Origin of the sequence: Embleya sp. NPDC020630 (assembly GCF_044334985.1) — a bacterium.
GTDB lineage: Bacteria > Actinomycetota > Actinomycetes > Streptomycetales > Streptomycetaceae > Embleya.
The window spans coordinates 557,859-583,849 of record NZ_JBIRUB010000004.1 but is presented as its reverse complement, the minus strand read 5'-3'; the positions used below and the strand labels follow the sequence as shown (position 1 = coordinate 583,849).

Here is a 25,991-nt window from a genome sequence, read left to right as displayed (position 1 = left end):
CGTACGATGGAGCCAACCGTCGTCGATCGCATCTGTGTGAGGTCATCCGTGTCCACCACCCCCGCAACCCCCCAGACCGGCACCGACCTGGTCAAGCGCGGCATGGCCGAGCAGCTCAAGGGCGGCGTGATCATGGACGTCGTCAACGCCGAGCAGGCGAAGATCGCCGAGGACGCGGGCGCGGTCGCCGTCATGGCGCTCGAGCGCGTGCCGGCCGACATCCGCAAGGACGGCGGCGTCGCGCGCATGTCCGACCCCGACATGATCGACGGCATCATCGGCGCCGTGTCCATCCCCGTGATGGCCAAGGCCCGCATCGGCCACTTCGCCGAGGCCCAGGTGCTCCAGTCGCTCGGCGTGGACTACATCGACGAGTCCGAGGTGCTCACCCCGGCCGACGAGTCGAACCACATCAACAAGTGGCGCTTCACCACCCCCTTCGTGTGCGGCGCGACCAACCTCGGCGAGGCGCTGCGCCGGATCACCGAGGGCGCGGCGATGATCCGCTCCAAGGGCGAGGCCGGCACCGGCAACGTGGTCGAGGCCACCCGCCACATGCGCACCATCCTCAAGGACATCAAGGCGCTCTCGGTCCTCGACGAGGACGAGCTGTTCGTCGCCGCGAAGAACCTCCAGGCGCCGTACGCGCTGGTCAAGGAGGTCGCCGAGGCCGGCAAGCTGCCGGTGGTGCTGTTCACCGCGGGCGGCATCGCCACCCCCGCCGACGCGTCGATGATGATGCAGCTCGGCGCCGAGGGCGTGTTCGTCGGCTCCGGCATTTTCAAGTCGGGCGACCCGGCCAAGCGCGCCAAGGCGATCGTGGACGCCACCCTGCACTTCGACGACCCGGACGTGATCGCCAAGGTCTCGCGCGGTCTGGGCGAGGCGATGGTCGGCATCAACATCGACACCCTCCCCGCCGAGCAGCGCTACGCCGGCCGCGGCTGGTAGTCCCGCAGCACTTCGCACATGCCGTGGGCCGGGCCCGAACGCGATCCGCGTTCGGGCCCGGCTCGGTACCTACGACCGGACGAGGTTGACGTGTCCACCACTCCCATCATCGGTGTCCTCGCCCTCCAGGGCGACGTGCGCGAACACGCCATCGCGCTGGCCGAACTCGACGCGATCGCGCGCCCGGTGCGCAAGGTCGAGGAGTTCGCCGACCTCGACGCGCTCGTCATACCCGGTGGCGAGTCGACCACGATGTCCAAGCTCGCGGTCTCCTTCGGCCTGTTCCCGACGCTGCGCGCGCGAGTCGCCGAGGGCATGCCGGTCTACGGCTCGTGCGCGGGCATGATCATGCTCGCGGACAAGATCCTGGACGGCCGCGAGGACCAGGAGACGGTCGGCGGGATCGACATGATCGTGCGGCGCAACGCGTTCGGGCGCCAGAACGACTCGTTCGAGGCCGACGTCCCGTTCGCCGGCCTCGAGGGCGGCGACCCCATCCACGGCGTGTTCATCCGGGCCCCGTGGGTCGAGTCGGTCGGCGCCGAGGTCGAGGTGCTGGCCCGGCTGAGCGCAGAGCCGTACGGCGACCGGATCGTGGCCGTTCGCCAGGGCAACCTGCTCGCCACGTCCTTCCACCCCGAGCTCACCCCCGACCGGCGCGTGCACGCGTACTTCGTGGACATGGTCCGTGCCACGCTCTGAGTCCGCGCGCCGGTAGGATCTTCCAGCCTGTACAGGTCCGTGCAGCGCACCCGCGACCCGAAGGAGTAGAGGCGGATGTCCGGCCACTCGAAGTGGGCGACCACCAAGCACAAAAAGGCCGTCATCGACGCCAGGCGCGGAAAGCTCTTCGCCAAGCTGATCAAGAACGTCGAGGTGGCGGCTCGTACCGGCGGCGGTGACGTCGCCGGCAACCCGACGCTCTACGACGCCATTCAGAAGGCCAAGAAGTCCTCGGTCCCGAACGACAACATCGACCGCGCGGTCAAGCGCGGCTCCGGTGCGGAGGCCGGCGGCGCCGATTACCAGTCGATCACGTACGAGGGGTACGGACCGAACGGTGTCGCGGTGCTGATCGAGTGCCTGACCGACAACCGCAACCGCGCGGCGTCCGACGTGCGGGTCGCGATGACGCGCAACGGCGGCTCGATGGCCGACCCGGGGTCGGTGTCGTACATGTTCACCCGCAAGGGCGTCGTGATCGTGCCGAAGAACGGCCTGAGCGAGGACGACATCCTGGGTGCGGTGCTCGACGCCGGCGCCGAGGAGGTCAACGACCTGGGCGAGACCTACGAAGTGGTCAGCGAGGCCACCGACATGGTCGCCGTGCGCACCGCGCTCGTCGACGCCGGGATCGACTACGACTCGGCCGACGCCAACTTCCTGCCCAGCGTCTCGGTCGAGCTGGACGAGGACGGCGCGCGCAAGATCTTCCGGCTGATCGAGGCCCTGGAGGACAGCGACGACGTCCAGGAGGTCTGGGCGAACTTCGACGTGTCGGACGAGGTCATGGAGCGCGTGAACGCCGAGTAGGTCGGATTTCCCGAATGTATGTGGGGCCGACGGCGGTTGCCGTCGGCCCCACATACATTCGGGTTCGCCTCCCGGCTACGGGTTGGTGTTTATCACGTACAGCAGGAAGCCCACGTACCACCCCGAGAACGCCGCCCCGGCCACCAGGATCGAGATCACCACCCCGCGCGGCCACTTGACCATCAGTCGGGCCAGCGGCAGCAGGATGGTGAAGGCCGGCAGCATGAAGCGCGGCTTGGAGTGGAAGAACCAGCCGTTGCTCGTGGTCAGCGCCAGGAACATCACCACGGCGCCGTAGACGTGCACCGACAGCGGGATCCGGCGGTCGCGGAACGACCAGATCATCAGCGCCACCGACAGGATGATCACGAACGTGCAGACCACGTAGATCGGTCGGCCCAGGTGGGTGAGGTACTTGTTCATCCACTGGACGGTGCTTATGCCCCCGTCGAACCGCAGGTTGAACGCCTTGTCCTGGATCCACATCCACCCGTCGGGGCGCCCGGCCAGCCAGCCCACCCACGCGATGAAGCCCACGCAGGCCAGCGGCGAGATCAGCGTGGCCAGCACCGGGCGCCGCGCCTCGGGCGCCAACAGGCCCACCCGCGCGCCGTCCTCCCGCCGCCGCAGCACGATCGCGAGCGCCGTCACCCCCAGCGCCGCGACCAGCGCGAACGCGGTGTTGCGGGTCAGCCCCGCGAACAGGCACAACACGCAGGCCAGGGTCCACTGGCGGCGCACCACCGCCAGCAGGCCCCACGAGGCGAACGCCACGAACAGCGCCTCGGAGTAGACCATGGTGAGCACCATCGACCCCGGCGCCACTCCCCAGAGCAGCGCGAACAGGGTGGCCACCCGGTGGCTGCCGGTCAGTTCGCGCCCGAGCGCGTACAACCCCCACGCGGCCACCACGCCGGCGACCGCGGTGACGACCATCCCGGCGTTGAGCGCGGACAGTCCGGTCAGGTCGCTGACCAGGCGGATCGCCCAGGGGTAGCCGGGGAAGAACTCGACGTTGGTCCAGTACGGCTTGCCGGTCGGGGAGACCGGGATCTTGTCCACGTAGCCGAAGTCGGCGATGTCGCGAAACCACGCACCGTCCCAGGAGCCGAGCTTCGACCAGAACGGCTTGCCCGTCGCCAGCGCCATCAGGGCGAGCACGACGAGGTTGATCGCGCGCGCGATCAGGTACCCGAACACCGCGGTGCGGGCCGGGCGGAAGGACGCCCGCGCGCGGCCGAGCACTTCCGCGCCGCCGAGTCGCACACGCTCGGCGAAACCGTCCGCGAACACGGTGTCGGGGGCCGCCGGCATCCTGGTCGCACCCTTCTCGGCGGCCGGCGGGGTCACCACGACCGGCATGGACGGCGACGGCATGAAAACCTTCCGGGCGGCGAGCGGGGAGCAGTCTGCAAGCGACCCTAGCGCTGCCCGTGCGGGCTCCCCGTCGGCGACCGGGCCGCTTGGGGAACGATCGTCACAGGGCTGTCATCGGGGCGTTATCGACCGGGGCAAGCCTACGTGTCGCTCGAACGAGTGATCACGGAGTGGCGATACCGAGGGGATCGGCGCGGCTGCACTAGGGTTTCCTCGGGCGAACACGTGTTCGTATCGGGTGCCGGTCGGCGCGGCGCGACCGGCGACGACGCGGCAACCACACGGGAACGCCGCGAACGCGACGCGAGTACGACACGAGAGGGGCGCGGCATGCGGGTCTTGGGGGTCGACCCCGGTCTGACCCGATGCGGCGTGGGGGTCGTCGACGGCGCGGTGGGCAAACCGCTGCGGATGATCGAGGCCGGCGTCGTGCGCACACCTGCCGATGCCACGATCGACGCCCGACTCCTGGGCATCGAGCAGGGCATCGAGGAGTGGCTGGAGCGGCACCGCCCGGACTGCGTCGCGGTCGAGCGGGTGTTCAGCCAGCACAACGTGAGCACCGTGATGGGCACCGCGCAGGCCTCCGCCGTGGCCATCGTGTGCGCCGCGCGGCGCGGATTGCCGGTCACGCTGCACACGCCGAGCGAGGTCAAGGCCGCGGTGACCGGCAGCGGGCGCGCCGACAAGGCCCAGATCGGCGCCATGGTGACGCGTATCCTGCGCCTGGACGGTCCGCCGAAACCGGCCGACGCCGCCGACGCGGTGGCGCTGGCGATCTGCCACATCTGGCGCGGCGGCGCCTCCGACCGGCTCGCGGCGGCGGTCGCCGCGGCCCGCACCCCGGCCGGCCGGCTCCCGCGCGGCACCCGCCGCTGACCGGGCCGCCCCGGCCGTACCGCCCCACCTCACCAACCACGCAGGAGCACTCGGGTGATCGCGTTCGTCTCCGGAACGGTGGCCGGCATCGGCCCCGACACCGCCGTCGTCGAGGTCGGCGGGGTCGGCCTGGCCGTGCAGTGCACGCCCACCACGCTCGCCGGCCTGCGGGTCGGCACACCCGCCCGACTGGCCACGTCGCTGGTGGTCCGGGAGGACTCGCTCACCCTGTTCGGCTTCGCCGACGACGACGAGAAGCGCACGTTCGAGGTATTGCAGACCGCCAACGGGGTGGGCCCGAAGCTGGCCCTCGCGATGATCGCCGTGTACAGCCCCGACGCGCTGCGCGCCGCGGTCGCCGCCAAGGACGCCAGGGCGCTGACCGCCGTGCCCGGGATCGGCCCCAAGGGCGCGCAGAAGCTGCTCCTGGACCTGAAGGACAAGCTCGGCGCGCCCACCGGCGCGGTCGGCGTCGGCAGCCCGGTGAGCGCGGGCTGGCGCGACCAGCTGCACGCCGCCCTGGTCGGCCTGGGCTACGCCGCCCGCGAGGCGGAGGAGGCGGTCGACGCGGTCGCCCCCGAGGCGGACGGTGCCGCGACCCCCGACATCGGCGCCCTGCTCAAATCGGCCCTGCGCGGCCTGAACCGCCGATGAACCCCGCCCGGCGAGCCGGCCACGACGCGGCACGCGCGGTGCCGGGGATGTCGCCGGCGTCCGGCAGGATGAACGCAGGCCGTACGACCACGACCCTGGGCGGAACACGATGACGCAGGACGGCGAACGCCTGGTGACCGCCGAGGCGGACGGCGAGGAGCAGGCCGTCGAGGCCGCGCTGCGCCCGAAGAACCTGGACGAGTTCATCGGCCAGGAGCGGGTGCGCGAACAGTTGTCCCTGGTGCTGACCGCGGCGCTCGGCCGCGGCGCGACCGCGGACCACGTGCTGCTGTCCGGCCCGCCCGGACTCGGCAAGACCACGCTGTCGATGATCATCGCGGCCGAGATGGGCGTACCGATCCGGATCACCTCGGGCCCGGCCATCCAGCACGCCGGCGACCTGGCCGCGATCCTGTCCTCGCTGTCCGAGGGCGAGGTGCTGTTCCTCGACGAGATTCACCGCATGTCGCGGCCCGCCGAGGAGATGTTGTACATGGCGATGGAGGACTTCCGGGTCGACATCATCGTCGGCAAGGGACCCGGGGCCACCGCCATCCCGCTGGACCTGCCGCCGTTCACCCTGGTGGGCGCGACCACCCGGGCCGGACTGCTGCCGCCGCCGCTGCGCGACCGGTTCGGCTTCACCGGACACATGGACTTCTACGCGCCCGCCGAACTCGAACGGGTGCTGAATCGTTCGGCAAGATTGCTCGACGTCGAGTTGTCCGCCGAGGGCGGGGCGGAGATCGCCGGCCGCTCGCGGGGCACGCCGCGGATCGCCAACCGGCTGCTGCGCCGGGTCCGCGACTACGCGCAGGTGCGGGCGAACGGCAAGGTCGACCGGGACATCGCGGCCCGCGCGCTCGACGTCTACGAGGTGGACGCGCTGGGCCTGGACCGGCTGGACCGGGCCGTGCTCCAAGCCCTGACCACGCTGTTCGGCGGCGGTCCGGTGGGCCTGTCCACGTTGGCTGTGGCCGTGGGGGAGGAGACCGAGACGGTCGAGGAGGTCGCCGAACCGTTCCTGGTCCGCAGCGGTTTCCTGGCCCGCACACCCCGCGGCAGGGTGGCCACCGCCAAGGCGTGGTCGCATCTGGGACTCAACCCCCCACAGGGGGCGCTGCCCGATCGGCACGGCGCACAACAGAGCGTGTTGTTCGACAACGGCGCCGTGACCGGTAAGGATGCAACCGAGTGAGGCCGCTGCGTGTCGGGAACGCATGCGGCCGGTAGTCGTTGTTCCTGTAGTAAGTACCCGTCTAGACTCCGCCGAGGCTGCCGCGCCGTGGCCGGCCGAGTGTCACCGTCCGGGCCGCCGCGCGGCCTTGGGAAGGAATCGTTTCAAGCCGTGGACCCGCTTACCCTCCTCCTGCCAGTAATCATCGTCGTGGTGTTCTACTTCCTGATCATCAAGCCCGGGAAGGCACGCCAGCGACAGGCCATGGAAACGCAGAACTCGCTGGTTCCGGGGGCCGAGGTCCGTACGATCGCGGGTCTGTACGCGACGGTCACCGAGGTCGAGGACGATTCCGTCATCCTTGAGGTGGCCCCCGACGTGCACTGCCGCTTCGTGAAGAGCGCCATCGCGGCGGTCCTGTCCTCCGGCGACGAGCCCGAGGACGACGACGTCGACGACGAGCACGACGACGCCGCCGAGGCCGGCGACGACGCCGTACGTCTGGACAAGAAGCCCGAGGCCGGCGAGGACGCCGACGCCGCGGACGGCAAGACCGTGGACGTGACCAAGGCCGAGGGCGCGAGCAAGGCGCCCGAGACCGGCGACCGGCTGCGCAAGGACGACAAGCAGGACTAGTTCGGCTCGTGGTGGCCGCGGTGGTCCCAGGGCCACCGCGGAGCAATACAGTCATGTGACCGGGGGTGACACCCCGGATACGAGAGCGCCCGACCATCCGTCGGGCGCCGTGCCGTGCCGGCGACCGTGGGGCAATCCCGACGCGGCGGCATCGAGAGGGAGATTGGGCGAAGGTGGCAGCACCGAAATCGAGTTCCCGAGGGCACCCGGGACGGGTCCTTGCCTTCATCGGGGTCGTGATCGTGGCGTTGTACGCGATCATGTTCTCGACCGGGGACAAGACCCCACGTCTGGGCATCGACCTCGCGGGCGGCACGAGTGTCACGCTCACCGCAAAGGCCGACCAGGGCCGTAACGGCGCGGTCAACAAGACGAACATGCAGACCGCGGTGGAGATCATCCGCCAGCGCGTCAACGCGTTCGGTGTGTCCGAGGCGGAGGTGCAGACCGAGGGCGACAAGAACATCGTCATCAGCATCCCCAAGGGCAAGAACGAGAAGGAGACGGCGGAGCAGGTCGGACAGACCGCGAAGCTCTTCTTCCGTCCCGTGCTCGAGGCGGCCCCGGTCGCTCCCCAGAGTGGGACCAAGCTGCCGCTGACCCCGCCGTCGACGCCGCCCGCGAGCGCGCCGCCGGCGAGCACCCCGCCCGCGGGTACGCCGCCGGCGGCCGAGTCGAACAAGCCGCAGGGTCGGGTGATCCCGAACCTGAAGGACGCGTCCGGTGCCCCGACGCCGCCGCCGACGACTCCCCCCGCGACCACTCCGCCCGCGACGCCTCCTGCGAACACCCCGCCGGCCGGCGCCGACGCGAACGGCATCACGCCCGAGCTGCGCGCGAAGTTCACCAACCTGGACTGCAACCTCCCGGAGAACCGGGGCCTGGGTTCGGAGCCCATTCCGGAGGACAAGCCCACCGTGGCGTGCAGCCGCACCCAGGGCGAGAACGCCGAGAAGTACATCCTGGGCCCGGTGCTGATCCCCGGCACCGACGTGTCCTCGTCGAAGGCGCAGCTGCCGCAGAACGGTTCCGTCGGCGGCTGGGAAGTCGAGCTGAAGTTCAGCGACTCGGGCACCGGCAAGTTCACCAAGATCACCGGTGACCTGGCGCAGGGCAAGTACCCGACCAACCGCTTCGCGATCGACCTGGACGGTGTGGTCGTCTCCGCGCCGTCGGTGAAGTCGGAGATCCCCGGCGGCAGCGCGGTGATCTCGGGCGACTTCTCGCGCAGCTCGGCCAAGGACCTGGAGAACGTGCTCAAGTACGGCGCGCTCCCGCTGTCCTTCACCAAGAGCGACGTGACCACGGTGTCCGCCTCGCTCGGTGGCGACCAGCTCCGGGGCGGTCTGATCGCGGGTGCGATCGGCATCGTCCTGGTCATCCTGTACTCGCTGTTCTACTACCGCGGCCTCGGCCTGGTGAGCATCGCGAGTCTGGTGGTCTCGGCGGCCCTGACCTACGCCATCATGTGTCTGCTCGGCCGAAGCATCGGCTTCGCACTCAACCTGCCGGCGGTCTGCGGCGCGATCGCCGCGATCGGTATCACGGTGGACTCGTTCATCGTGTACTTCGAACGCATCCGGGACGAGATCCGTGAGGGTCGCACGTTGCGACCCGCCGTGGAGAAGGCGTGGCCTCGTGCCCGGCGCACCATCCTGGTGTCCGACGCGGTGTCGTTCCTGGCCGCCGCGGTGCTCTACGTTGTCTCGGTCGGCAAGGTCCAGGGCTTCGCGTTCACCCTCGGCCTGACCACGCTGCTCGACGTCGTGGTGGTGTTCCTGTTCACCAAGCCGCTCATGACGATCCTCGCCCGGCGCAGGTTCTTCGCGGACGGCCACAAGTGGTCCGGCCTCGACCCCGTCGCGCTCGGCGCCAATCAGCGCCAGTCGTACCGCGGTCGTCGCCCCCGTGGGCGCGCCGCCGGCGTGAAGGAGGCGTGATGAGTCGCTTCGGTGACATCAAGAACATCGGCGTCCGGCTGCACCACGGTGACGTCTCGTTCGACTTCGTCGGCCGCAAGAAGATCTGGTACTCGATCTCGGCGCTGATCCTGGTGCTCGCGGTCGGCGGCCTGCTCGGCCGCGGGCTGCACGAGGGCATCGAGTTCAAGGGCGGGTCCGTCTACACCATCCAGGACACCCCGGCCTCGCAGAGCGACGCGCGCAAGGCGGTGGAGCCGTTCACCGACGGCACCGAGGCCATAGTGCAAAAGGTCGGCGGCAGCGGTCTGCGGATCCAGCTCGCCGAGTCCGACGCGGACAAGACCAAGCAGATCGCGGCAGCCATCGCCAAGGATCTGAAGGTCGCGCCCGACAAGATCAACACGCAGGTGGTCGGTCCCAGCTGGGGCAAGGAGATCTCCAAGAAGGCCCTCCAGGGCCTGGTGATCTTCATGATCCTGGTGGTGATCTACCTCACCTTCGCCTTCGAGTGGCGCATGGCCGTGGCGGCGTTGGTCGCGCTCATCCACGACATCGTGATCACCATCGGCGTGTACGCCCTGGTGGGCTTCGAGGTGACGCCGGGCACGGTGATCGGTCTGCTGACGATTCTCGGTTACTCCCTGTACGACACGGTCGTGGTATTCGACACGGTCAAGGAGAACACCAAGAACATCACGAAGCAGACCAAGCGCACCTACAGCGAAGCGGCCAACGCGGGTCTGAACCAGACCCTGGTGCGCTCGATCAACACCACCGTGGTCGCCCTGCTTCCGGTCGCCTCACTGCTGTTCGTCGGCGGTGGGCTGCTGGGCGCGGGCATGCTCAAGGACATCGCGCTGTCGCTGTTCGTGGGTCTGGCCGCCGGTGCGTTCTCGTCGATCTTCATCGCCACGCCGATACTGGCCGACCTCAAGGAGCGCTCGCCGGAGATGCGGCTGCTCGCGAAGAAGGTGGCCCAGCGTCGGGCGTCCGAGGCGAAGGCGGCCAAGGCCGCCGAGGCCGCGGGCATCCCCGCGGACCAGGCCGAGGGTCACCCGGACGTGGACGAGGAGACCGAGGCGGACGAGGACGAGACCGTACCCGCGCAGGGCGGTGCGCCTCGCGCCGGCGCCGCGCGCGGCCGGGCGCGCACCCGTCCCGCCGGCAAGAGGAAGCGCTGATGGCCACCGACCCCGACGAGCTGCGCAAGCTGCTCGACAGCCGGATCCGGGACGTGCCGGACTGGCCGAAGCCGGGCGTGGTGTTCAAGGACATCTCGCCGCTGCTCGCCGACCCGGTCGCCTTCGCGGCGCTGGTCGACGCGCTGGCCGAGCGCTGCGCCGGCCGGGTGGACAAGGTGGTGGGGATCGAGGCCCGCGGCTTCATCCTCGCCGCTCCGGTCGCCCTGCGCGCCCGGGCCGGCTTCGTGCCGGTGCGCAAGGCGGGCAAGCTGCCGTGCGCCACCTACGCGCAGTCCTACGAGCTGGAATACGGCTCGGCCACCCTCGAGGTGCACCAGGACGCGTTCGAGGCCGGTGACCGGGTGCTCGTGATCGACGACGTGCTCGCCACCGGCGGGACGGTCGAGGCCACGATCGACCTGATCCGGCGGGCCGGAGCCGAGGTGGTCGGGGTCGAGGTCCTGCTCGAACTCGGCTTCCTGGCCGGCCGGGCCCGGCTCGCGCCGGTGTTGCCGGACGGCGCGCTGGAGTCGTTCATCGTCGTGTGACACGCCGCCCGCGGCCGGTGTCCGGAGGCCGGAGGCGCCCCAGGTGGGGAGCCTCCGGCCTCCGCCGTTTCGGGGCCGCCGAACCGGATGGCCGAGTGTCGACGGCGCGGGTCAGTACGATGGAATTTCCGTCATCTGTGGGAGGAGTTCCCTTGCCGGACGAGGTCGCGCCCGTCGCGTCGTCCTCGGGGGATGCCGTCGAACACGCGGCTCCCTCGGACGACGCCACACGTGCCACACCGGGACCCGCGGGTCATCCGCCGGTCAGCGCCGGAGGAGCAGAGGAGGCTCCCGCCCGGGCCCGCGCCGACGCGCACGCCGAACCGCCGCAGAAGCGGCCCTCGGCTTCGGCCGAGCCGCCCGCGAACCGGCCCGGCGCGGGTGACGCCCGCGGCCCCGCGTCCGAGGACAGCGCCGACGGTCCCCGCGGCAGCGACGGCCACAGCGGCCCCGCCGCCGGTGCGGCCGGACCCGAGGCCCGAGGCCCGCGACCGGTCGCCAAGGCGGCACCCGGCGCGGCGGGCGCCTCGCGCACCGGCGAGCGCTCGCGCTCGTTGCGGGTGGACGGGCCCAGCCGGGTCCGCGCCCGCCTGGCCCGCCTGGGCGTGCAGCGCAACAGCGTCTACAACCCGGTCCTGGAGCCGCTGCTGCGGGTGGTTCGGGTCAACGACCCCAAGGCCGACCTGCGCCAGATCGAGCGCGCCTACACCACCGCCGAGCGCTGGCATCGCGGCCAGCGGCGCAAGAGCGGCGACCCGTACATCACCCACCCGCTCGCGGTCGCCACCATCCTGGCCGAGCTGGGCATGGACCCGCCGACGCTGATGGCCGGACTGCTGCACGACACCGTCGAGGACACCGACTACGGGCTCGACGCGCTGCGCCGCGACTTCGGCGACACCGTCGCGATGCTCGTGGACGGCGTGACCAAGCTGGACAAGGTCAAGTTCGGCGAGGCGGCGCAGGCCGAGACCGTGCGCAAGATGGTCATCGCGATGGCCAAGGACCCGCGCGTGCTGGTGATCAAGCTCGCCGACCGGCTGCACAACATGCGCACCATGCGCTACCTCAAGCGCGAGAAGCAGGAGCGCAAGGCCCGCGAGACGCTGGAGATCTACGCCCCGCTGGCGCACCGCCTGGGCATGAACACGATCAAGTGGGAGCTGGAGGACCTGGCCTTCGCCATCCTCTACCCCAAGATGTACGACGAGATCGTGCGCCTGGTCGCCGAGCGCGCGCCCAAGCGGGACGAATACCTGGCGCTGGTCACCGACCAGGTGCAGGGCGACCTGCGCTCGGCGCGGATCAAGGCGACGGTGACCGGGCGGCCGAAGCACTACTACTCGGTCTACCAGAAGATGATCGTGCGCGGCCGCGAGTTCACCGAGATCTACGACCTGGTGGGCATCCGGGTCCTGGTCGACTCGGTCCGCGACTGCTACGCGGCGCTCGGCACGATCCACGCGCGCTGGAACCCCGTACCCGGGCGGTTCAAGGACTACATCGCGATGCCCAAGTTCAACATGTACCAGTCGTTGCACACGACGGTGATCGGGCCCGAGGGCAAGCCCGTCGAACTGCAGATCCGCACCTTCGACATGCACCGCCGCGCCGAGTACGGCATCGCCGCGCACTGGAAGTACAAGGCCGAGGCGGTCGGCGCCAAGGGCGCCGCGAAGACCGACACCAAGTCCGCGCGCAAGGGCGAGGACCCGGCCAACGACATGGCGTGGCTGCGCCAACTCCTGGACTGGCAGCGGGAGACCGAGGATCCGGGCGAGTTCCTGGAGTCGCTGCGCTTCGACCTCTCCAGCCAGGAGGTCTTCGTCTTCACGCCCAAGGGCGACGTGATAGCGCTGCCGGCCGGCTCGACCCCGGTCGACTTCGCCTACGCGGTGCACACCGAGGTGGGACACCGCACCATCGGCGCCCGGGTGAACGGGCGGCTGGTGCCGCTGGAGAGCCGGTTGGACAACGGCGACCTGGTGGAGGTGTTCACCTCCAAGAGCGAGACCGCGGCGCCCAGCCACGACTGGCTCGGCTTCGTGAAGTCGCCCCGGGCGCGCAACAAGATCCGCCAGTGGTTCTCCAAGGAGCGCCGCGAGGAGGCGATCGAGCAGGGCAAGGAGGGCCTGACCCGGGCCATGCGCAAGCAGGGCCTGCCGCTGCAGCGGCTGATGTCGGGCGGCGGGGACACGCTGGTGACGCTGGCGCACGAGTTGCGCTACCCCGACATCTCCTCGCTGTACGCGGCGATCGGCGAGGGGCACGTCTCGGCGCAGACCATCGTGCAGCGCCTGGTCGAGTCGCTGGGCGGCGAGGAGGGCGCGACCGAGGACCTGGCCGAGGCGACCCGGCCGACCACCACCCGGCGCCGGCCGCGTTCGACCGGCAATCCGGGCGTGGTGGTCAAGGGTGTCGACGACATCTGGGTCAAGCTGTCCCGCTGCTGCACGCCGGTGCCCGGCGATCCGATCATCGGATTCGTCACCCGGGGCAACGGCGTCTCGGTGCACCGCCAGGACTGCGGCAACGTGGAGTCGTTGTCCCGGCAGTCGGAGCGCATCGTCGACGTCGAGTGGGCGCCGACCGCGTCCTCGGTGTTCCTGGTGGCGATAGAGGTGCAGGCGCTCGATCGGTCGCGGTTGTTGTCGGACATCACGCGCGTGTTGTCGGACCAGCACGTGAACATCCTGTCCGCGTCGGTGGCCACCACGCGCGACCGGGTCGCGGTGAGCCGGTTCACCTTCGAGATGGGCGATCCGAAGCACCTGGGGCACGTGCTCAAGGCGGTGCGCGGGGTCGAGGGCGTGTTCGACGCGTACCGGGTGACCAGCGGGCGGCAGCAGTAGCCCGTCACGGGGCGGGAGGCGGCGTCGGGAGGGTTTTCCGGCGCCGCTCGGTCATCGCATCCGGGGGAGCGAGGCGGGGCGCTGTGGGCGGCGCTCGGAGCCGCCGCGATGCCTGCGGGCGGGGTGGGGCGGTTCGGGAGCGGTCGGTCGTGGGTGTGACCGAAGGCGGGCCGCGAACGCGGTGGGCCGGGCCGCGCCGGGACTGTCGGACCAAGATCGACGGCCGCGAGGTGTCCCGGGGTGATGCGCGGGGTCGGACCGGCTCGGCGCACGCCGACCGGTGAGGCGGACCCGCGAGGGACACGGGCGATCGCGTCGGCTCGGCGGCCGAGGGGACGCGCCGCGGGTGCGCGCGCTGCGCGGCGGGCCCCGCCAGGAGAGCGAGCGGCGGCCCGGTTGCGGCATCCGCGCGTCGGACGTGGTGGGGCCGACAGCGCGAGGGACGGACGCGGATCGATTGATCGCCCGATCGCGTCGGCTCGGCGGCCGAGGGGGTGCGGCGGGCGCCGAGGGGTTGCGTGTCCCGCCGCGAGAGCGAGCGGCGGCCCGGGGCCGGCACTCGCGCGTCGGACGGGGGCGGACCGATAACGGGCCGATGGCAGGCACGGGCGGACCCGGACCGGCTGATCGCCGATCCGGGTCCGCCCGTGCCTGGTGTACGTCGCCGCGTCGCGGCGCCGGCCGCGCCTACGCGAGGGATCCGCGTACGCGCGCGCCCGCGCGACTCGAACCGCTCGACCCGCTCAGCCGGAGAACTCCTCCAGCGCCTTGTTCGCCTCGGCCAGCCACTGCGCGCGGGCCGCGATCGATTCCTCGGCCTCGCGCAGCTTGCGCTCGTTGCCCGCCGCGCGGGCCTTCTCCGCCTGCTGGGTGAGCTTGTCGATGGACGCCTGGATCTGGTCCACGGCGGCCTGCGCGCGAGCCCGGGCCTCCGGGTTCGTGCGCTTCCACAGCTCCTCCTCGGCTTCGCGGATCGCCCGCTCGACCGTCTGGAGTCGGGCCTCCATCCTCGGCCGGGCATCGCGCGGGACGTGGCCGATGGCCTCCCAGCGATCGTTGATCGAGCGCAGCGCCGCCCGGGCCGCCTTGACGTCCTTCACCGGAAGGATCGTCTCGGCCTCGAGGAGCAGCAGCTCCTTCGCGGCCTGGTTCTCCCGCTGCTCGGAGTCGCGCTCGGCGAACACCTCGCTGCGCGCCGCGAAGAACACGTCCTGCGCGGCCCGGAAGCGCTGCCACAGCTCTTCCTCGACGTCGCGCTGGGCCCGGCCGGCGGCCTTCCAGTCGTTCATCAGGTCGCGGTAGCGCGCCGCGGTGTCGGTCCAGTCGGTGGACGTGGACAGCGCCTCGGCCGCCTCGACCAACTTCTCCTTGACCCGCTTGGCGCTGTCGCGCTGACCGTCCAGCTCCGCGAAGTGCGCCTTGCGGCGCTTGGCGAAGTTGGACCGGGCCTGGGAGAACCGGTGCCACAGTTCGTCGTCGGCCTTGCGGTCCAGGCGCGGCACGGCCTTCCAGGCGTCCACCAGCGCGCGCAGCCGCTCGCCGGCCGGTCGCCAGTCCGTGCTCTGGCCCAGCTGCTCGGCCTCGGCGACGATCCGCTCCTTGGCGCCCTGCGCCTCCTCCTGCGCCTTCGCGCGGGTGGCCTTGCGCTCCTCGCGCTTGGAATCCACCACGGTCACCAGCGCGTCCAGGCGCTTGACCAGCGATTCCAGATCGCCGACCGCGTTCGCGTCGACGATGCTCGCGCGCAGGCGCTCGATCGCGTGGTGGGCGTCCTTGGGCGCGAGGTCGGTGGTCCGTACCCGCCGCGCGAGCAACTCCACCTCGACGGCGAGTCCCTCGTACTTGCGCCGGAAGTAGGCCAGGGCCTCGTCCGGGGAACCCGCCTGCCACGAACCGACGGAGCGTTCACCGTCCGCCGTCTTGACAAAGACGTTTCCCTGCTCGTCCACGCGGCCCCACGGGTCGCTGCTCACAGCGGCCTCCTTCGATGCTGAATGCGGCGCACTCTACACAGGACCCCCCGGGCACGGGCCGGGCCGTGCCCGGGGAGTCGCGGTGGAACACGCGTGCGGTCGGTTGCTACTTGGCCACGGTCACGCTGTCGAGGACCACGTTCTCGTGCGGCGCGCCGTCGCTGCCGCCGTCCTCGGTGCCCGCGGCGGCGATCTTCTGCAGGACGTCCATCCCGCCGGTGACCTTGCCGAACGGGGTGTAGTTCGGCGGCAGTTTGCTGTCCCCGGTGACCAGGAAGAACTGGCTGCCGTTGGTGCCGGGACCGGAGTTCGCCATCGCCACCGTGCCCGCGGGGTAGGCCGCGGTGCCGTCCGCGCCGGCGGTGCCCAGGTTCTCGTCGACGAACTTGTACCCCGGACCGCCCGTGCCGGTGCCGGTCGGGTCGCCGCACTGGAGCACCGCCAGGCCGCCCGTGGTCAGCCGGTGGCACTTGGTGTGGTCGAAGAACTTCTTGCCCGCCAGGAACGCGAACGAGTTCACCGTGTGCGGCGCCTTGGCCGCGTCCAGGGCGACCTTGACCTCGCCGCAGGTGGTCTTGAGCGTCATCGTGTACGCGCCGGCGGTGTCGATCGACATCGCGGGCTCCGCGCCGAACTGCTCCTTCGTCGGCTCGCCCGGCGCCGGCGCCGCACACGTCTTGGGCTTGGCGGCGGGCGGCGGCGACTGCGGCGCGGAGGGCTGCGTGCTCGGCGGAGTGTTCGCCGCGTTCGTCTTCTTGTCGTCCTTGTCGTCGTCACTCGTCGCCACCGCGAGCCACGCCCCGCCACCCGCCACCACGACCACCGCCGCGACCGCGGCGACGACCTGATTGCGTCGGCGCCGGCGTGCGTGCGCGGTCCCGCGTCGCTGCTGCTGGCGCTCGAACTTCTCGCGCGCGAGCTGTCGCTGGCGCTGCTGTTTGGTGACCACCGCGTGCTCTCCTGGATTCGAATGGTTCGAACGGACTCGATGTGGATGGGACTCGACCCGGACGGCCGTGTGACCGAGCCTGCGCCGGACGACGGCTTCCGGCACCGTGACGGGATCGGTGCACCGGTCCCGACCTGCGGTGATCCCACACGTGCGGAACCGGCCGCAGCTCGCGCACAGTCTAGGCACGCACCCCCGGAACCGGTTCGCGATCCGCCCCCGCGCGCCGGTAGTCTCGTATCCGATTCCCACGTCCGCCGCATACTTCCGTGCTTGCCCCCGTCGCCGGAAGACCCCGAGACCGAGAGGACGAACGTGATCGTCGCCGGGTTCCCCGCAGGGTCCTTCCAGACCAACTGTTACGTGGTCGCTCCGGGCGCCGGCGAGGAGTGCGTGATCGTCGACCCCGGGCAGGACGCGTTCGACGGCGTACAGGACATCGTCCGCGAGCACGGGCTGCGCCCGGTGGCGGTGGTGTTGACCCACGGGCACATCGATCACATGTTCTCGGTGGTGCCGGTGTGCGCCGAGCACAAGGTGCCCGCGTGGATCCACCCCGACGACCGCGACCTGCTCTCCGACCCGGCCAAGGGCCTGTCGCTCGGCGTCGGACAGCAGTTGTTCGGCGGGATGACCTTCACCGAACCCGAGGACGTGCGCCTGCTCACCGACGGCGCCGTGCTCGAACTCGCGGGCCTCGAGCTGACGGTCCATCATGCGCCCGGCCATACACAGGGGTCGGTGGCCTTCGGCACCCAGGGAAGCGCGGACATCCCGCCCATCCTGTACTCGGGTGACCTGCTGTTCGCCGGCTCCATCGGACGCACCGACCTGCCCGGCGGCGATCACGCGCAGATGTTGCGCTCGTTGTCCCGGGTGTGTCTGCCCCTGCCGGACGAGACCGTCGTCCTGTCCGGCCACGGCCCCCAGACGACGATCGGCCGCGAGCGCGCGAGCAATCCGTATCTGCAAGAGCTGACGCCGCCCGCGGGACCGCACCGAGGAATGTGACGGATTTTCATACCGTGAGTACCTTCAACGCCCCCAAGGGCACCTTCGACATGCTCCCGCCGTACTCGGAGACGTTCAACCGGATCCGGATCCAGTTCGGCCTGGAACTGCGCGACGCCGGTTTCCAGTACATCGAGACCCCCACCTTCGAGGAGACCGGCCTCTTCCTGCGCGGCGTCGGCGAGTCCACCGACATCGTGACCAAGGAGATGTACACCTTCGAGGACCGCGGCGGCCGTTCGCTGACGCTGCGCCCCGAGGGCACCGCGGCGGTGATGCGCTCGGTGCTCCAGCACAACCTGTACGCGGGCCGACTGCCGGTGAAGTTGTGGTACTTCGGCTCGTACTACCGCTACGAGCGCCCGCAGGCCGGCCGTACCCGGCAGTTCACCCAGGTCGGCGCCGAGGCGATCGGCAGCGACGACCCGCTGGTCGACGTCGAGATGATCGCGCTGGCCACCGAGGGCTTCCAAAAGCTCGGCCTGCGCGACTTCCGGCTGCTGCTCAACTCGCTCGGCTGCCGCGAGTGCCGCCCCGTCTACCGGGCCAAGCTGCAGGAGTTCCTGCGCGCGCTCGACCTGGACGCGGAGACGCACGCGCGGATCGAGATCAACCCGCTGCGCGTGCTCGACGACAAGCGGCCCGAGGTGCAGGCGCTGATCGCCGACGCCCCGCTGATCACCGACCACCTGTGCGAGGCGTGCGCCGAACACCACACGTTCGTGCGCGGCATGCTCGACGAGTTGGAGATCGCCTACGAGGACACCCCGCGGCTGGTCCGGGGCCTCGACTACTACAACCGCACCACGTTCGAGTTCGTGCACGACGGCCTCGGCGCGCAGTCGGCGATCGGCGGCGGCGGGCGCTACGACGGCCTGTCCGAGGACCTCGGCGGCCCCGACCTGCCCTCGGTGGGCTGGGCGCTGGGCATCGGCCGCACGATGCTCGCGATGGAGGCGGAGGGCCAGACCGTGGAGACCCCCGCCGACTGCGACGTCTACGGCGTGGCGATCGGCGACGCGGCCCGCCGCGCGGTGTTCGCCATGGTCACCCAGCTGCGGATCGAGGACATCCCCGCCGACATGGCGTTCGGCGGGAAGAAGCTCAAGGGCGCCATGAAGGCCGCGTCGCAGTCCGGCGCCCGCTACGCCATCGTCGTCGGCGATCGTGACCTCACCGAGGGCGTCGCCCAGATCAAGGACCTGTCGAACGGGGACCAGACCCCGGTTCCGCTCGACCAGGTCGTCACCGTCTTGAAGGAGAAGCTTCAGTGATCCGCACCCATGACGCCGGGACGCTCCGCGCCGAGCACGCCGGCCACACCGTGACGCTCGCCGGCTGGGTGGCCCGGCGGCGCGATCACGGCGGCGTGGCGTTCGTGGACCTGCGCGACGCCTCGGGGACCGTGCAGGTGGTCTTCCGCGACCTGGAGACGGTGCACAACCTGCGCTCCGAGTTCTGCGTACGGGTCACCGGCGACGTGCGGGTGCGTCCCGACGGCAACGAGAACACCGAGATTCCCACCGGGGCGGTCGAGGTCGTCGTGGACGACTTCGAGATCCTGTCGGAGGCGGCGCCGCTGCCGTTCCCGATCGAGGAGTACACCCCGGGCACGGTCAACGAGGAGGTGCGGCTCAAGCACCGCTACCTCGACCTGCGGCGCGCGTCGATGGCGCGCAACCTGCGGCTGCGCTCGAAGGTCACCCGGGTGATCCGCGAGGTGATGGAGGACCACGACTTCCTCGACATCGAGACGCCGTACCTGACCCGCTCCACCCCCGAGGGCGCCCGCGACTTCTTGGTGCCGGTGCGGTTGCAGCCGGGTTCGTGGTACGCGTTGCCGCAGTCGCCGCAGCTGTTCAAGCAGCTGTTGATGGTGGCCGGCATGGAGCGCTACTACCAGATCGCGCGCTGTTTCCGTGACGAGGACTTCCGGGCCGATCGGCAGCCGGAGTTCACCCAGCTGGACGTCGAGATGTCGTTCTGCGACGCCGAGGACATCCTGGCGCTGACCGAGAAGCTGATCGCGCGGGTGTGGCGCGAGGTGCACGGCGTGGAGATCGCGCTGCCGCTGCCCCGGCTGCCCTACGCCGAGGCGATGGCGCGCTATGGCTCGGACAAGCCGGACACCCGCTTCGGGTGCGAACTGGTGGACCTGACGGCCTACTTCGAGGGCACGTCGTTCCGGGTGTTCCAGGCCGAGTTCATCGGCGCGGTGGTGATGCCCGGCGGCGCCGCGCAGACCCGCAAGGAGCTGGACGGCTGGCAGGACTGGGCCAAGGCGCGCGGGGCGCGCGGGCTCGCCTATGTGCTGGTCGACGCGGAGACGGGCGAACTGCGCGGCCCGGTGGCCAAGAACCTGTCCGAGGAGCACCTGGCCGGGCTGGTCGAGGCGACCGGGGCGAGCAGGGGCGACTGCATCTTCTTCGCGGCCGGGCGGCGCACGGCGCAGCTCGAACTGCTGGGCGCGGCGCGGTTGGAGATCGCCCGGCGCGGGTCGTTGATCGACGAGTCGAAGTGGAACTTCCTCTGGGTCGTCGACTTCCCGATGTTCGAGCCGATCGAGGACGCGGCCGGCAACCACCAGGGCTGGCACGCGATTCACCACCCCTTCACGGCGCCGACGGCGCAGTGGCTGGACGGGTTCGACAAGAACCCGGGCGAGGCGCTGTCGAACGCGTACGACATCGTGCTCAACGGCACCGAGATCGGCGGCGGTTCGATCCGTATCCACCGTCGGGACGTGCAGGAGCGCGCGTTCGCGGCGATCGGGATGTCGGAGGAGGAGGCGCAGTCGCAGTTCGGGTTCCTGTTGGACGCGTTCGCGTATGGGCCGCCGCCGCATGGTGGGATCGCGCTGGGGTTGGACCGGTTGGTGGCGTTGTTGGGCGGGGCGGAGTCGATTCGCGATGTGATCGCGTTCCCGAAGACGGCTTCCGGTGGGGATCCGTTGACCGGGGCGCCGTCGCCGATCACGGTGCAGCAGCGGCGGGAGGCGGGGATCGACGCGAAGCCGAAGTCGGTGGCCGGGGACGCCGGTGCCAAGGGCGCGGGCGCGGCTGCTGACGCGGGTGCGGAGAAGGCGTAACCGCCTGTCGGTGGATGTTGTGTGGGGCGGTCGGGCCAATGGCTCGGCCGCCCTTCGGCGTGGGGGGGTGTGTGGAGGCTGGGCGGGGGTGTGTGGAGATGGGACGGGACGTGTGGAGACGGGAGCGGGCGTAGGAAAAACGCTTCTGCACAGGGGAGAAGCAAGCGCGGGCGTCGGTGCCTACCTTGGAAGTCGAGCCGGTCGTCGGGATCGGTTCGCACTACCTCGGGGAGGCCGACATGGCGGTGAACTTGACCAAGCGGCGGGTGCCGGCGGAGTACGTGACGCGGTCGACCGTGCTGGGGCGCGGCTGGACGCAGGGCGCCATCGGGCGCTTCCTTACCGAACCCGACGGGACGATGGCCAACATGCGATATCGCGGCTCGCCGCCGGTGCGGTTGTACGCGATGGCGCGCGTGCAGGCGATCGAGGGCACGCGGGAATGGCAGGAGTGGTTCTACGCGTCGCGGCGGCGGCGCGCGGCGGCGTTGGAGCGGGCGGCGAGCGGCGGGGCCGGCGACGGTGCAACGGGCGGAGGTGGTGCGCCCGTTGCCGTCGGGACGGGGGCCGGGACCGGGGCCGAGGCGGGAGTTCGGGTCGCCGCGCATGTCGGAGGCGGGCGGGATGCTGGAGCGGGTCGAGGTCGGGGCTCGAATCGGGAGGTCGCATGAGCCACACCGTGCATATCAATCCGCTGCGGTGGTTCACCGACGGCGAGGGGGGTCTGGAGTTCGTCGAGTCGTTCGGCATGCCGGTGCCGGCCGACCTCCTGGAGGAGGCGCGGGCCGCGTCGTATCCGCAAGTCGGCGATCTGTTGGGGGTGTTGCGGGGCGAAGGGTTGTCGGCGCGCTGCTGGTTCAGTCTGTGGGTCGACGGCGCAGAGGTGGCCGATCCGCTCCCGGAGCGGCCCGGGGGTGGTGACGGCGATCATCTGGGCGGGCTCGCGCTGGCGGTCGCGGGTGAGCGCAAGCGGATCGGCGCCGACGAGCCGGCGTCCGGGCTGACCTGCCGGGCTCCGGGGGAGGGTGCAGTGGAGCGGGCGGTGGTCGCGCTGGCCGAGGCGTTCGGGCCGCAGGTGATCTGGGCGGGGGATGTGGGCGAGGTGGTGGTGGTACCGCCGGGGTGGACGGCCGAACGGGTTCGGCGTGGGCGGGCGGGGTGCGACATGGCCGATTCGTGAGGGATCTGCCCCTGTTCGTGGGGGCGGGGCATCTGGGAGCGTAGGCGCGGGAAGCCCCCGGGAGGGGGCGGCCACCCGACTCGTTCGACTGCTGGGAGCCTCGCCATGCCCTTCTCGCTGTTCGGTCGCAAGAAGTCGAAGCCCGCACCGGCCCCGGCGGCCCCGCCCCCGGTCGGCGCGACACCCTCGGCCACCGTGCGCAGCGGCAGCGGCTCGGCGGTCAGCCTCGACAAGATCGAGCGTTCCGCGCCCGGCCTGGTCAGCCTCTACAAGGCGGCCGGGGTCAGCTTGGAGAAGAACAGGCTGGCCGGCGTGCGGGCGGCGGTCTATCTGGTGCTCGACCGCTCGGGCAGCATGGCGCCGTTCTACAAGAACGGCAGCGTCCAGGCGCTCGCCGACCGGGTGTTGGCCGCAGCCGCGCACTTCGACGACGACGGCACCGTGCCGGTGATCTTCTTCGACACGAAGGCCTATGCGGCCGAGGAGATCTCGCTGGACAACTACGGGGGCCGCATCGCCGCGCTGCACAAGAAGCTCGGCCACATGGGCACCACCGACTACGTGTCCGCGATGGAGGCGGTGATCGCGCACTACCGCTCGTGCGGCGCGACCGACCCGGCCTTCGTGATCTTCCAGACCGACGGCGCGCCGAACAACGCCAAGGCCGCCGAGAAGGCTCTGTGCAAGGCGGCCGAACTGCCCATCTTCTGGCAGTTCATCGGCTTCGGCCGAGACGAATTCCGCTTCCTGCACCGCCTCGACGACCTGCCCGCCCCGAAGTACCGCGTCGTCGACAACGCAGGCTTCTTCGAAGCAGGCGCCGACCCCCGCCGCATGCCCGACGCCACCCTCTACGACAACCTGATGAACGAATTCCCCGAATGGCTCCAAACAGCCAAATCAGCCGGCGTCCTACGCTGACCACGCCGCCCGCGAACCCGGCCCCGCGCGGGGACGGGCCGGCGGCGGGCCATCGCGACACCTGGGCCGAAACGCGACACTCGCGGCGGCGGTGCGGGGCGGGGCGGCGCGGGGGCGACGCGGACGGGAGCTTTTCGCGGGGTCGGGTCAACGCCGCCGGGCAGAGGCCGCCTCGCACCCAGAGCTGCCGGCCTGGGGGTTGAGGTCCGTGGCGAGAGCGGTAGTTCACGCACGGCGTAGGGGCGTGTCGTGAGATGTGGAGGCTGAGCGTGCGCTCCTACGCTGCGCTCTCGGAGGGCGGGGGCGGGGGCGGGGGCGGAGAGGGGACAGGTGGATGCCGCTGTGCGGCGCCGAGGGGGCTCCGGCTTCGCTGCGCAACACCGATGGCGGCAAAGTGGGTTGCGGTTCCTTGCGCCCCACCCCTGCCTGGGTCGTGCCGAGCCGAGCCGAGCCGCCGGTCGGCGGGCCGGCGGGTCGAGGCGGTCCCGGTCAGGGGCGCGGGTGGTTCGAGGGCTTGGGATTCCCAGCAGGACAGGTGTGTCCGACGAGACGGGCGCATTGCTGGGCAGGACAAGCGGTTGCCGACGGCGGGGAGGGAGGGCGGTTGAGCCGAGTCCGCCGGGGAGCCTTCCCGGGTGGGTCGGGGCGTTTCCGGCGGGTGTTGTGCTTTGGGTTGCGGGTGGCTGGTGCGGGGCCGGTCAGAGTCGGTGGTGGGCCGCCGCCGGCGTGCGGGGCTCCGAGACTTGGGGCTTTTCGGCTAGGCGAGCGTGTTGCTTGGTGAAAAGCGGCCGGCAGCGGCGGGCAGGGTGGTGGTCGGGTTGAGTTCTCCGGGCTGCCTTCCCGTGGGGCCGGGTGTTTCCGGCGGGCGGTGGGCATGTGGGTGACGGAGGTTCACGAACCTGGATTGCGTGGGGTGCTGTTGCCTCGGTGTGAGAGAAAACCGCAGGTCAGTGCGGGCGGGGGAGGGTTTGGGGTGCCTTGGGATCCGGGTTTGGCCTCCGCTTGGCGCTTTCGGTCTCTTCGATGGCATCTGTGGGGTTGCGGCGCCTGCGGCCGGCTCCGATCGGGTGGTTCCGGTTTCTGCTCCGGCGTGGGGGGCGCAGCACACGAAACCGGCACTCGGCGCCCGACGGTTCGCCCCGGCTACGCAAAACCGCAGGTCACCGAAGCTCGAGGTTCACCAACCACCCGCCGAGATCCGGTTCCGGACCCCAACCCTCCTCCCAAACGACCCCGAAATGCCGACCCACTCGGGAACGCTCCCCGGCAGACCAGACCTGAGCGCTCTCCCACTCCCCGCTGCCGGCCGCTTTTCGCCGAACAACGCATCCGTCTCGCCAGAAGGCCGGGTCTTGGAGCCCAGCACGCCGGCGGCGGGTCATCATCGACTCGGGCCGGCCCCGGACCGGCCACTCGGGACCAAGGGTGCGACGCGCGTTGGGAACGCTCGGCCCGCTCCTTAAGGGTCCTTGGCAGACTCGACTCGATTACCTCCGTGCCCTCGTTGCCGGCCGGGTTTCGCTGAGCAGTGCATTCGTCTCGCCGGAGGTCCCGGGTCTTGGAGCCCCGGACGCCGGCGGCGGGTCATCATCGACTCGGGCCGGCCCCGGACCGGCATTCTGGCCGGCCGGTGGGTTTTCGTGGGTGGTTGCTGTGAGGGGGTGGGGTCGGGGGTGGGGGTTAGGGTCGTTGGGTGGATGCCGATCTTTTTACTGCTGCCGCCGAGGCGCGGCAGGCCAAGGACCCCTCGCTTGCGCCGCTTGCCGTGCGGATGCGGCCGCGTGATCTGGACGAGGTGGTCGGGCAGCGGCACCTGTTGGGTGAGGGGTCGCCGTTGCGTCGGCTGGTGGCGTCGGAGAGTCGGGTCACCGCGCCGAGTTCGGTGATTTTGTGGGGGCCGCCCGGTACCGGCAAGACCACGCTCGCCTATGTGGTCAGCCATGTCACCCGTCAGCGGTTCGTGGAACTGTCCGCGATCACGGCGGGCGTCAAGGAAGTGCGCGCGGTGATCGAGGACGCGCGTCGGCACGCCGGCTCCCAGGGCCGGGACACGGTGCTGTTCCTCGATGAGATCCACCGCTTCTCCAAGGCCCAGCAGGATTCGTTGCTGCCGGCCGTGGAGAACCGATGGGTGACGCTGATCGCGGCGACCACCGAGAACCCGTACTTCTCGATCATCAGCCCCCTGCTGTCCCGGTCGCTCCTGCTGACCCTGGAGTCGTTGACCGACGACGACCTGCGCGAGGTGGTGCAGCGCGCGCTCACCGACGAGCGGGGCCTGGCCGGGACGCTCACCCTCGACTCGGACGCCGAGGAGCACCTGCTGCGGATCGCAGGCGGTGACGCGCGGCGTGTCCTGACCGCGTTGGAGGCGGGGGCGGGGTCGGCTGCCGACAAGGGCGAGGAATCGATCACCCTGGCCACGCTGGAGAGCGCGGTGGACCGGGCGGCGGTGCGATACGACCGGGACGGGGATCAGCACTACGACGTGGCGAGCGCGCTGATCAAGTCGATCCGGGGCTCGGACGTGGACGCGGCGCTGCACTACCTCGCGCGGATGGTGGAGGCGGGGGAGGACCCGCGCTTCATCGCCCGGCGGTTGATGATCTCGGCGAGCGAGGACATCGGGATGGCCGATCCGACCGCGATCCAGGTCGCGGTGGCCGCCGCGCAGGCGGTTGCGCTGATCGGCTTCCCCGAGGCGCGGATCACGCTGTCCCAGGCGGTCATCCACCTCGCCCTCGCACCCAAGTCGAACGCGGCCTACCTGGCGATCGACGCCGCGCTCGCCGACGTCCGGAAGGGACTGGCCGGGCCCGTCCCGCCGCACCTGCGGGACGGGCACTACAAGGGCGCCGCCAAACTCGGCCACGCGCAGGGCTATCTCTACCCGCACGACGACCCCGACGGCGTGGCGGCGCAGCAATACGCGCCCGACGCCATCCACGGCCGCACCTACTACGAGCCCACCCGCCACGGCGCCGAGGCCCGCTATGCCGACATCACCACGTGGCTCCGCACCCGCCTGAACACGCCGACCCCGCCGAAGTCCTGACTGACGCGAGGACCCCACCCCACGCCGCGCCCCCTCGGCGCGGCGGGAAGGGCCCGCGTCCGCCCCGACAGAGGTGAAGGCGCCCCACTCGGGGCGCCGCGCCG

General features: G+C 70.9%; 21 protein-coding genes. 18 read left to right on the top strand and 3 right to left on the bottom strand.

Annotated features, from left to right (window positions below):
- Window positions 1-6 precede the first annotated feature (6 nt).
- The 3 genes from pdxS (at window position 7) to ACH4XV_RS18585 (ending at window position 2,484) form a co-directional block, all read left to right on the top strand.
- A complete protein-coding gene (gene pdxS, locus ACH4XV_RS18595) occupies window positions 7-951 on the top strand; it encodes a pyridoxal 5'-phosphate synthase lyase subunit PdxS (RefSeq protein WP_078974445.1) in 945 nt (314 codons plus the stop codon).
- A gap of 90 nt (window positions 952-1,041) precedes the next feature.
- A complete protein-coding gene (pdxT, locus tag ACH4XV_RS18590; RefSeq protein WP_395791012.1) occupies window positions 1,042-1,653 on the top strand; it encodes a pyridoxal 5'-phosphate synthase glutaminase subunit PdxT in 612 nt (203 codons plus the stop codon).
- Between the two features lie 75 nt (window positions 1,654-1,728).
- The gene (locus ACH4XV_RS18585) at window positions 1,729-2,484 is read left to right on the top strand and encodes a YebC/PmpR family DNA-binding transcriptional regulator (protein ID WP_395791010.1); all 756 of its coding nucleotides are present in this window, start codon (window positions 1,729-1,731) and stop codon (window positions 2,482-2,484) included.
- Window positions 2,485-2,559: 75 nt separating this feature from the next.
- Here the strand turns inward: ACH4XV_RS18585 and ACH4XV_RS18580 are convergent, their stop codons facing one another.
- Window positions 2,560-3,861, bottom strand: a complete 1,302-nt coding sequence (locus tag ACH4XV_RS18580; protein ID WP_395791008.1) for a glycosyltransferase family 39 protein — start codon at window positions 3,859-3,861, stop codon at window positions 2,560-2,562.
- Window positions 3,862-4,191: 330 nt separating this feature from the next.
- Here ACH4XV_RS18580 and ruvC point away from each other — a divergent pair, with 330 nt between their 5' ends.
- The 8 genes from ruvC to ACH4XV_RS18540 all read left to right on the top strand — a co-directional run bounded on the left by ruvC (window position 4,192) and on the right by ACH4XV_RS18540 (window position 13,710).
- Entirely contained in the window at window positions 4,192-4,740 is a 549-nt protein-coding gene (ruvC, locus tag ACH4XV_RS18575) for a crossover junction endodeoxyribonuclease RuvC (protein ID WP_078974441.1), read from the top strand.
- Between the two features lie 54 nt (window positions 4,741-4,794).
- A complete protein-coding gene (gene ruvA / locus ACH4XV_RS18570) occupies window positions 4,795-5,394 on the top strand; it encodes a Holliday junction branch migration protein RuvA (RefSeq protein WP_395791006.1) in 600 nt (199 codons plus the stop codon).
- 109 nt (window positions 5,395-5,503) lie between these two features.
- A complete protein-coding gene (gene ruvB, locus ACH4XV_RS18565) occupies window positions 5,504-6,592 on the top strand; it encodes a Holliday junction branch migration DNA helicase RuvB (RefSeq protein ID WP_395791004.1) in 1,089 nt (362 codons plus the stop codon).
- Window positions 6,593-6,742: 150 nt separating this feature from the next.
- A complete protein-coding gene (gene yajC / locus ACH4XV_RS18560) occupies window positions 6,743-7,207 on the top strand; it encodes a preprotein translocase subunit YajC (RefSeq protein WP_395791002.1) in 465 nt (154 codons plus the stop codon).
- A 173-nt stretch (window positions 7,208-7,380) separates the two neighbouring features.
- Window positions 7,381-9,147 carry a protein translocase subunit SecD gene (gene secD / locus ACH4XV_RS18555; RefSeq protein ID WP_395791000.1) on the top strand — a complete coding sequence of 589 codons (1,767 nt, stop codon included), beginning with the start codon at window positions 7,381-7,383 and terminating at the stop codon, window positions 9,145-9,147.
- Complete coding sequence (secF, locus tag ACH4XV_RS18550; RefSeq protein WP_395790998.1) at window positions 9,147-10,310, top strand: protein translocase subunit SecF; 1,164 nt, start codon at window positions 9,147-9,149, stop codon at window positions 10,308-10,310. The genes secD and secF overlap by 1 nt, the downstream gene beginning before the upstream one ends.
- Window positions 10,310-10,858, top strand: a complete 549-nt coding sequence (locus tag ACH4XV_RS18545) for an adenine phosphoribosyltransferase (protein WP_395790996.1) — start codon at window positions 10,310-10,312, stop codon at window positions 10,856-10,858. The genes secF and ACH4XV_RS18545 overlap by 1 nt, the downstream gene beginning before the upstream one ends.
- Before the next feature lie 152 nt (window positions 10,859-11,010).
- Complete coding sequence (locus ACH4XV_RS18540) at window positions 11,011-13,710, top strand: RelA/SpoT family protein (RefSeq protein ID WP_395790994.1); 2,700 nt, start codon at window positions 11,011-11,013, stop codon at window positions 13,708-13,710.
- Window positions 13,711-14,453: 743 nt separating this feature from the next.
- On the opposite strand, the gene ACH4XV_RS18535 is transcribed toward ACH4XV_RS18540, so the two are convergent.
- Window positions 14,454-15,683, bottom strand: a complete 1,230-nt coding sequence (locus ACH4XV_RS18535; protein WP_395790992.1) for a DUF349 domain-containing protein — start codon at window positions 15,681-15,683, stop codon at window positions 14,454-14,456.
- 106 nt (window positions 15,684-15,789) lie between these two features.
- Complete coding sequence (locus tag ACH4XV_RS18530; protein ID WP_395790990.1) at window positions 15,790-16,632, bottom strand: peptidylprolyl isomerase; 843 nt, start codon at window positions 16,630-16,632, stop codon at window positions 15,790-15,792.
- 315 nt (window positions 16,633-16,947) lie between these two features.
- On the opposite strand from ACH4XV_RS18530, the gene ACH4XV_RS18525 reads away from it, so the two are divergent.
- From ACH4XV_RS18525 to ACH4XV_RS18495, 7 genes are all read left to right on the top strand, one after another.
- Window positions 16,948-17,643, top strand: coding sequence for an MBL fold metallo-hydrolase (locus tag ACH4XV_RS18525; RefSeq protein WP_126643375.1), 696 nt, complete (start codon window positions 16,948-16,950; stop codon window positions 17,641-17,643).
- Window positions 17,644-17,657: 14 nt separating this feature from the next.
- Window positions 17,658-18,917 carry a histidine--tRNA ligase gene (hisS, locus tag ACH4XV_RS18520; RefSeq protein WP_395790988.1) on the top strand — a complete coding sequence of 420 codons (1,260 nt, stop codon included), beginning with the start codon at window positions 17,658-17,660 and terminating at the stop codon, window positions 18,915-18,917.
- A complete protein-coding gene (aspS, locus tag ACH4XV_RS18515) occupies window positions 18,914-20,731 on the top strand; it encodes an aspartate--tRNA ligase (RefSeq protein WP_395790986.1) in 1,818 nt (605 codons plus the stop codon). Before hisS ends, aspS begins: the two co-directional genes overlap by 4 nt.
- Window positions 20,732-20,970: 239 nt before the next feature.
- The gene (locus ACH4XV_RS18510) at window positions 20,971-21,402 is read left to right on the top strand and encodes a hypothetical protein (protein ID WP_395790984.1); all 432 of its coding nucleotides are present in this window, start codon (window positions 20,971-20,973) and stop codon (window positions 21,400-21,402) included.
- Window positions 21,399-21,911, top strand: coding sequence for a hypothetical protein (locus ACH4XV_RS18505; RefSeq protein WP_395790982.1), 513 nt, complete (start codon window positions 21,399-21,401; stop codon window positions 21,909-21,911). The genes ACH4XV_RS18510 and ACH4XV_RS18505 overlap by 4 nt, the downstream gene beginning before the upstream one ends.
- 105 nt (window positions 21,912-22,016) lie before the next feature.
- A complete protein-coding gene (locus ACH4XV_RS18500) occupies window positions 22,017-22,832 on the top strand; it encodes a vWA domain-containing protein (RefSeq protein WP_380010242.1) in 816 nt (271 codons plus the stop codon).
- A gap of 1,693 nt (window positions 22,833-24,525) precedes the next feature.
- On the top strand, window positions 24,526-25,887 hold the full coding sequence (locus ACH4XV_RS18495; protein ID WP_380010239.1) for a replication-associated recombination protein A: 1,362 nt from the start codon (window positions 24,526-24,528) through the stop codon (window positions 25,885-25,887).
- Window positions 25,888-25,991 lie beyond the last annotated feature (104 nt).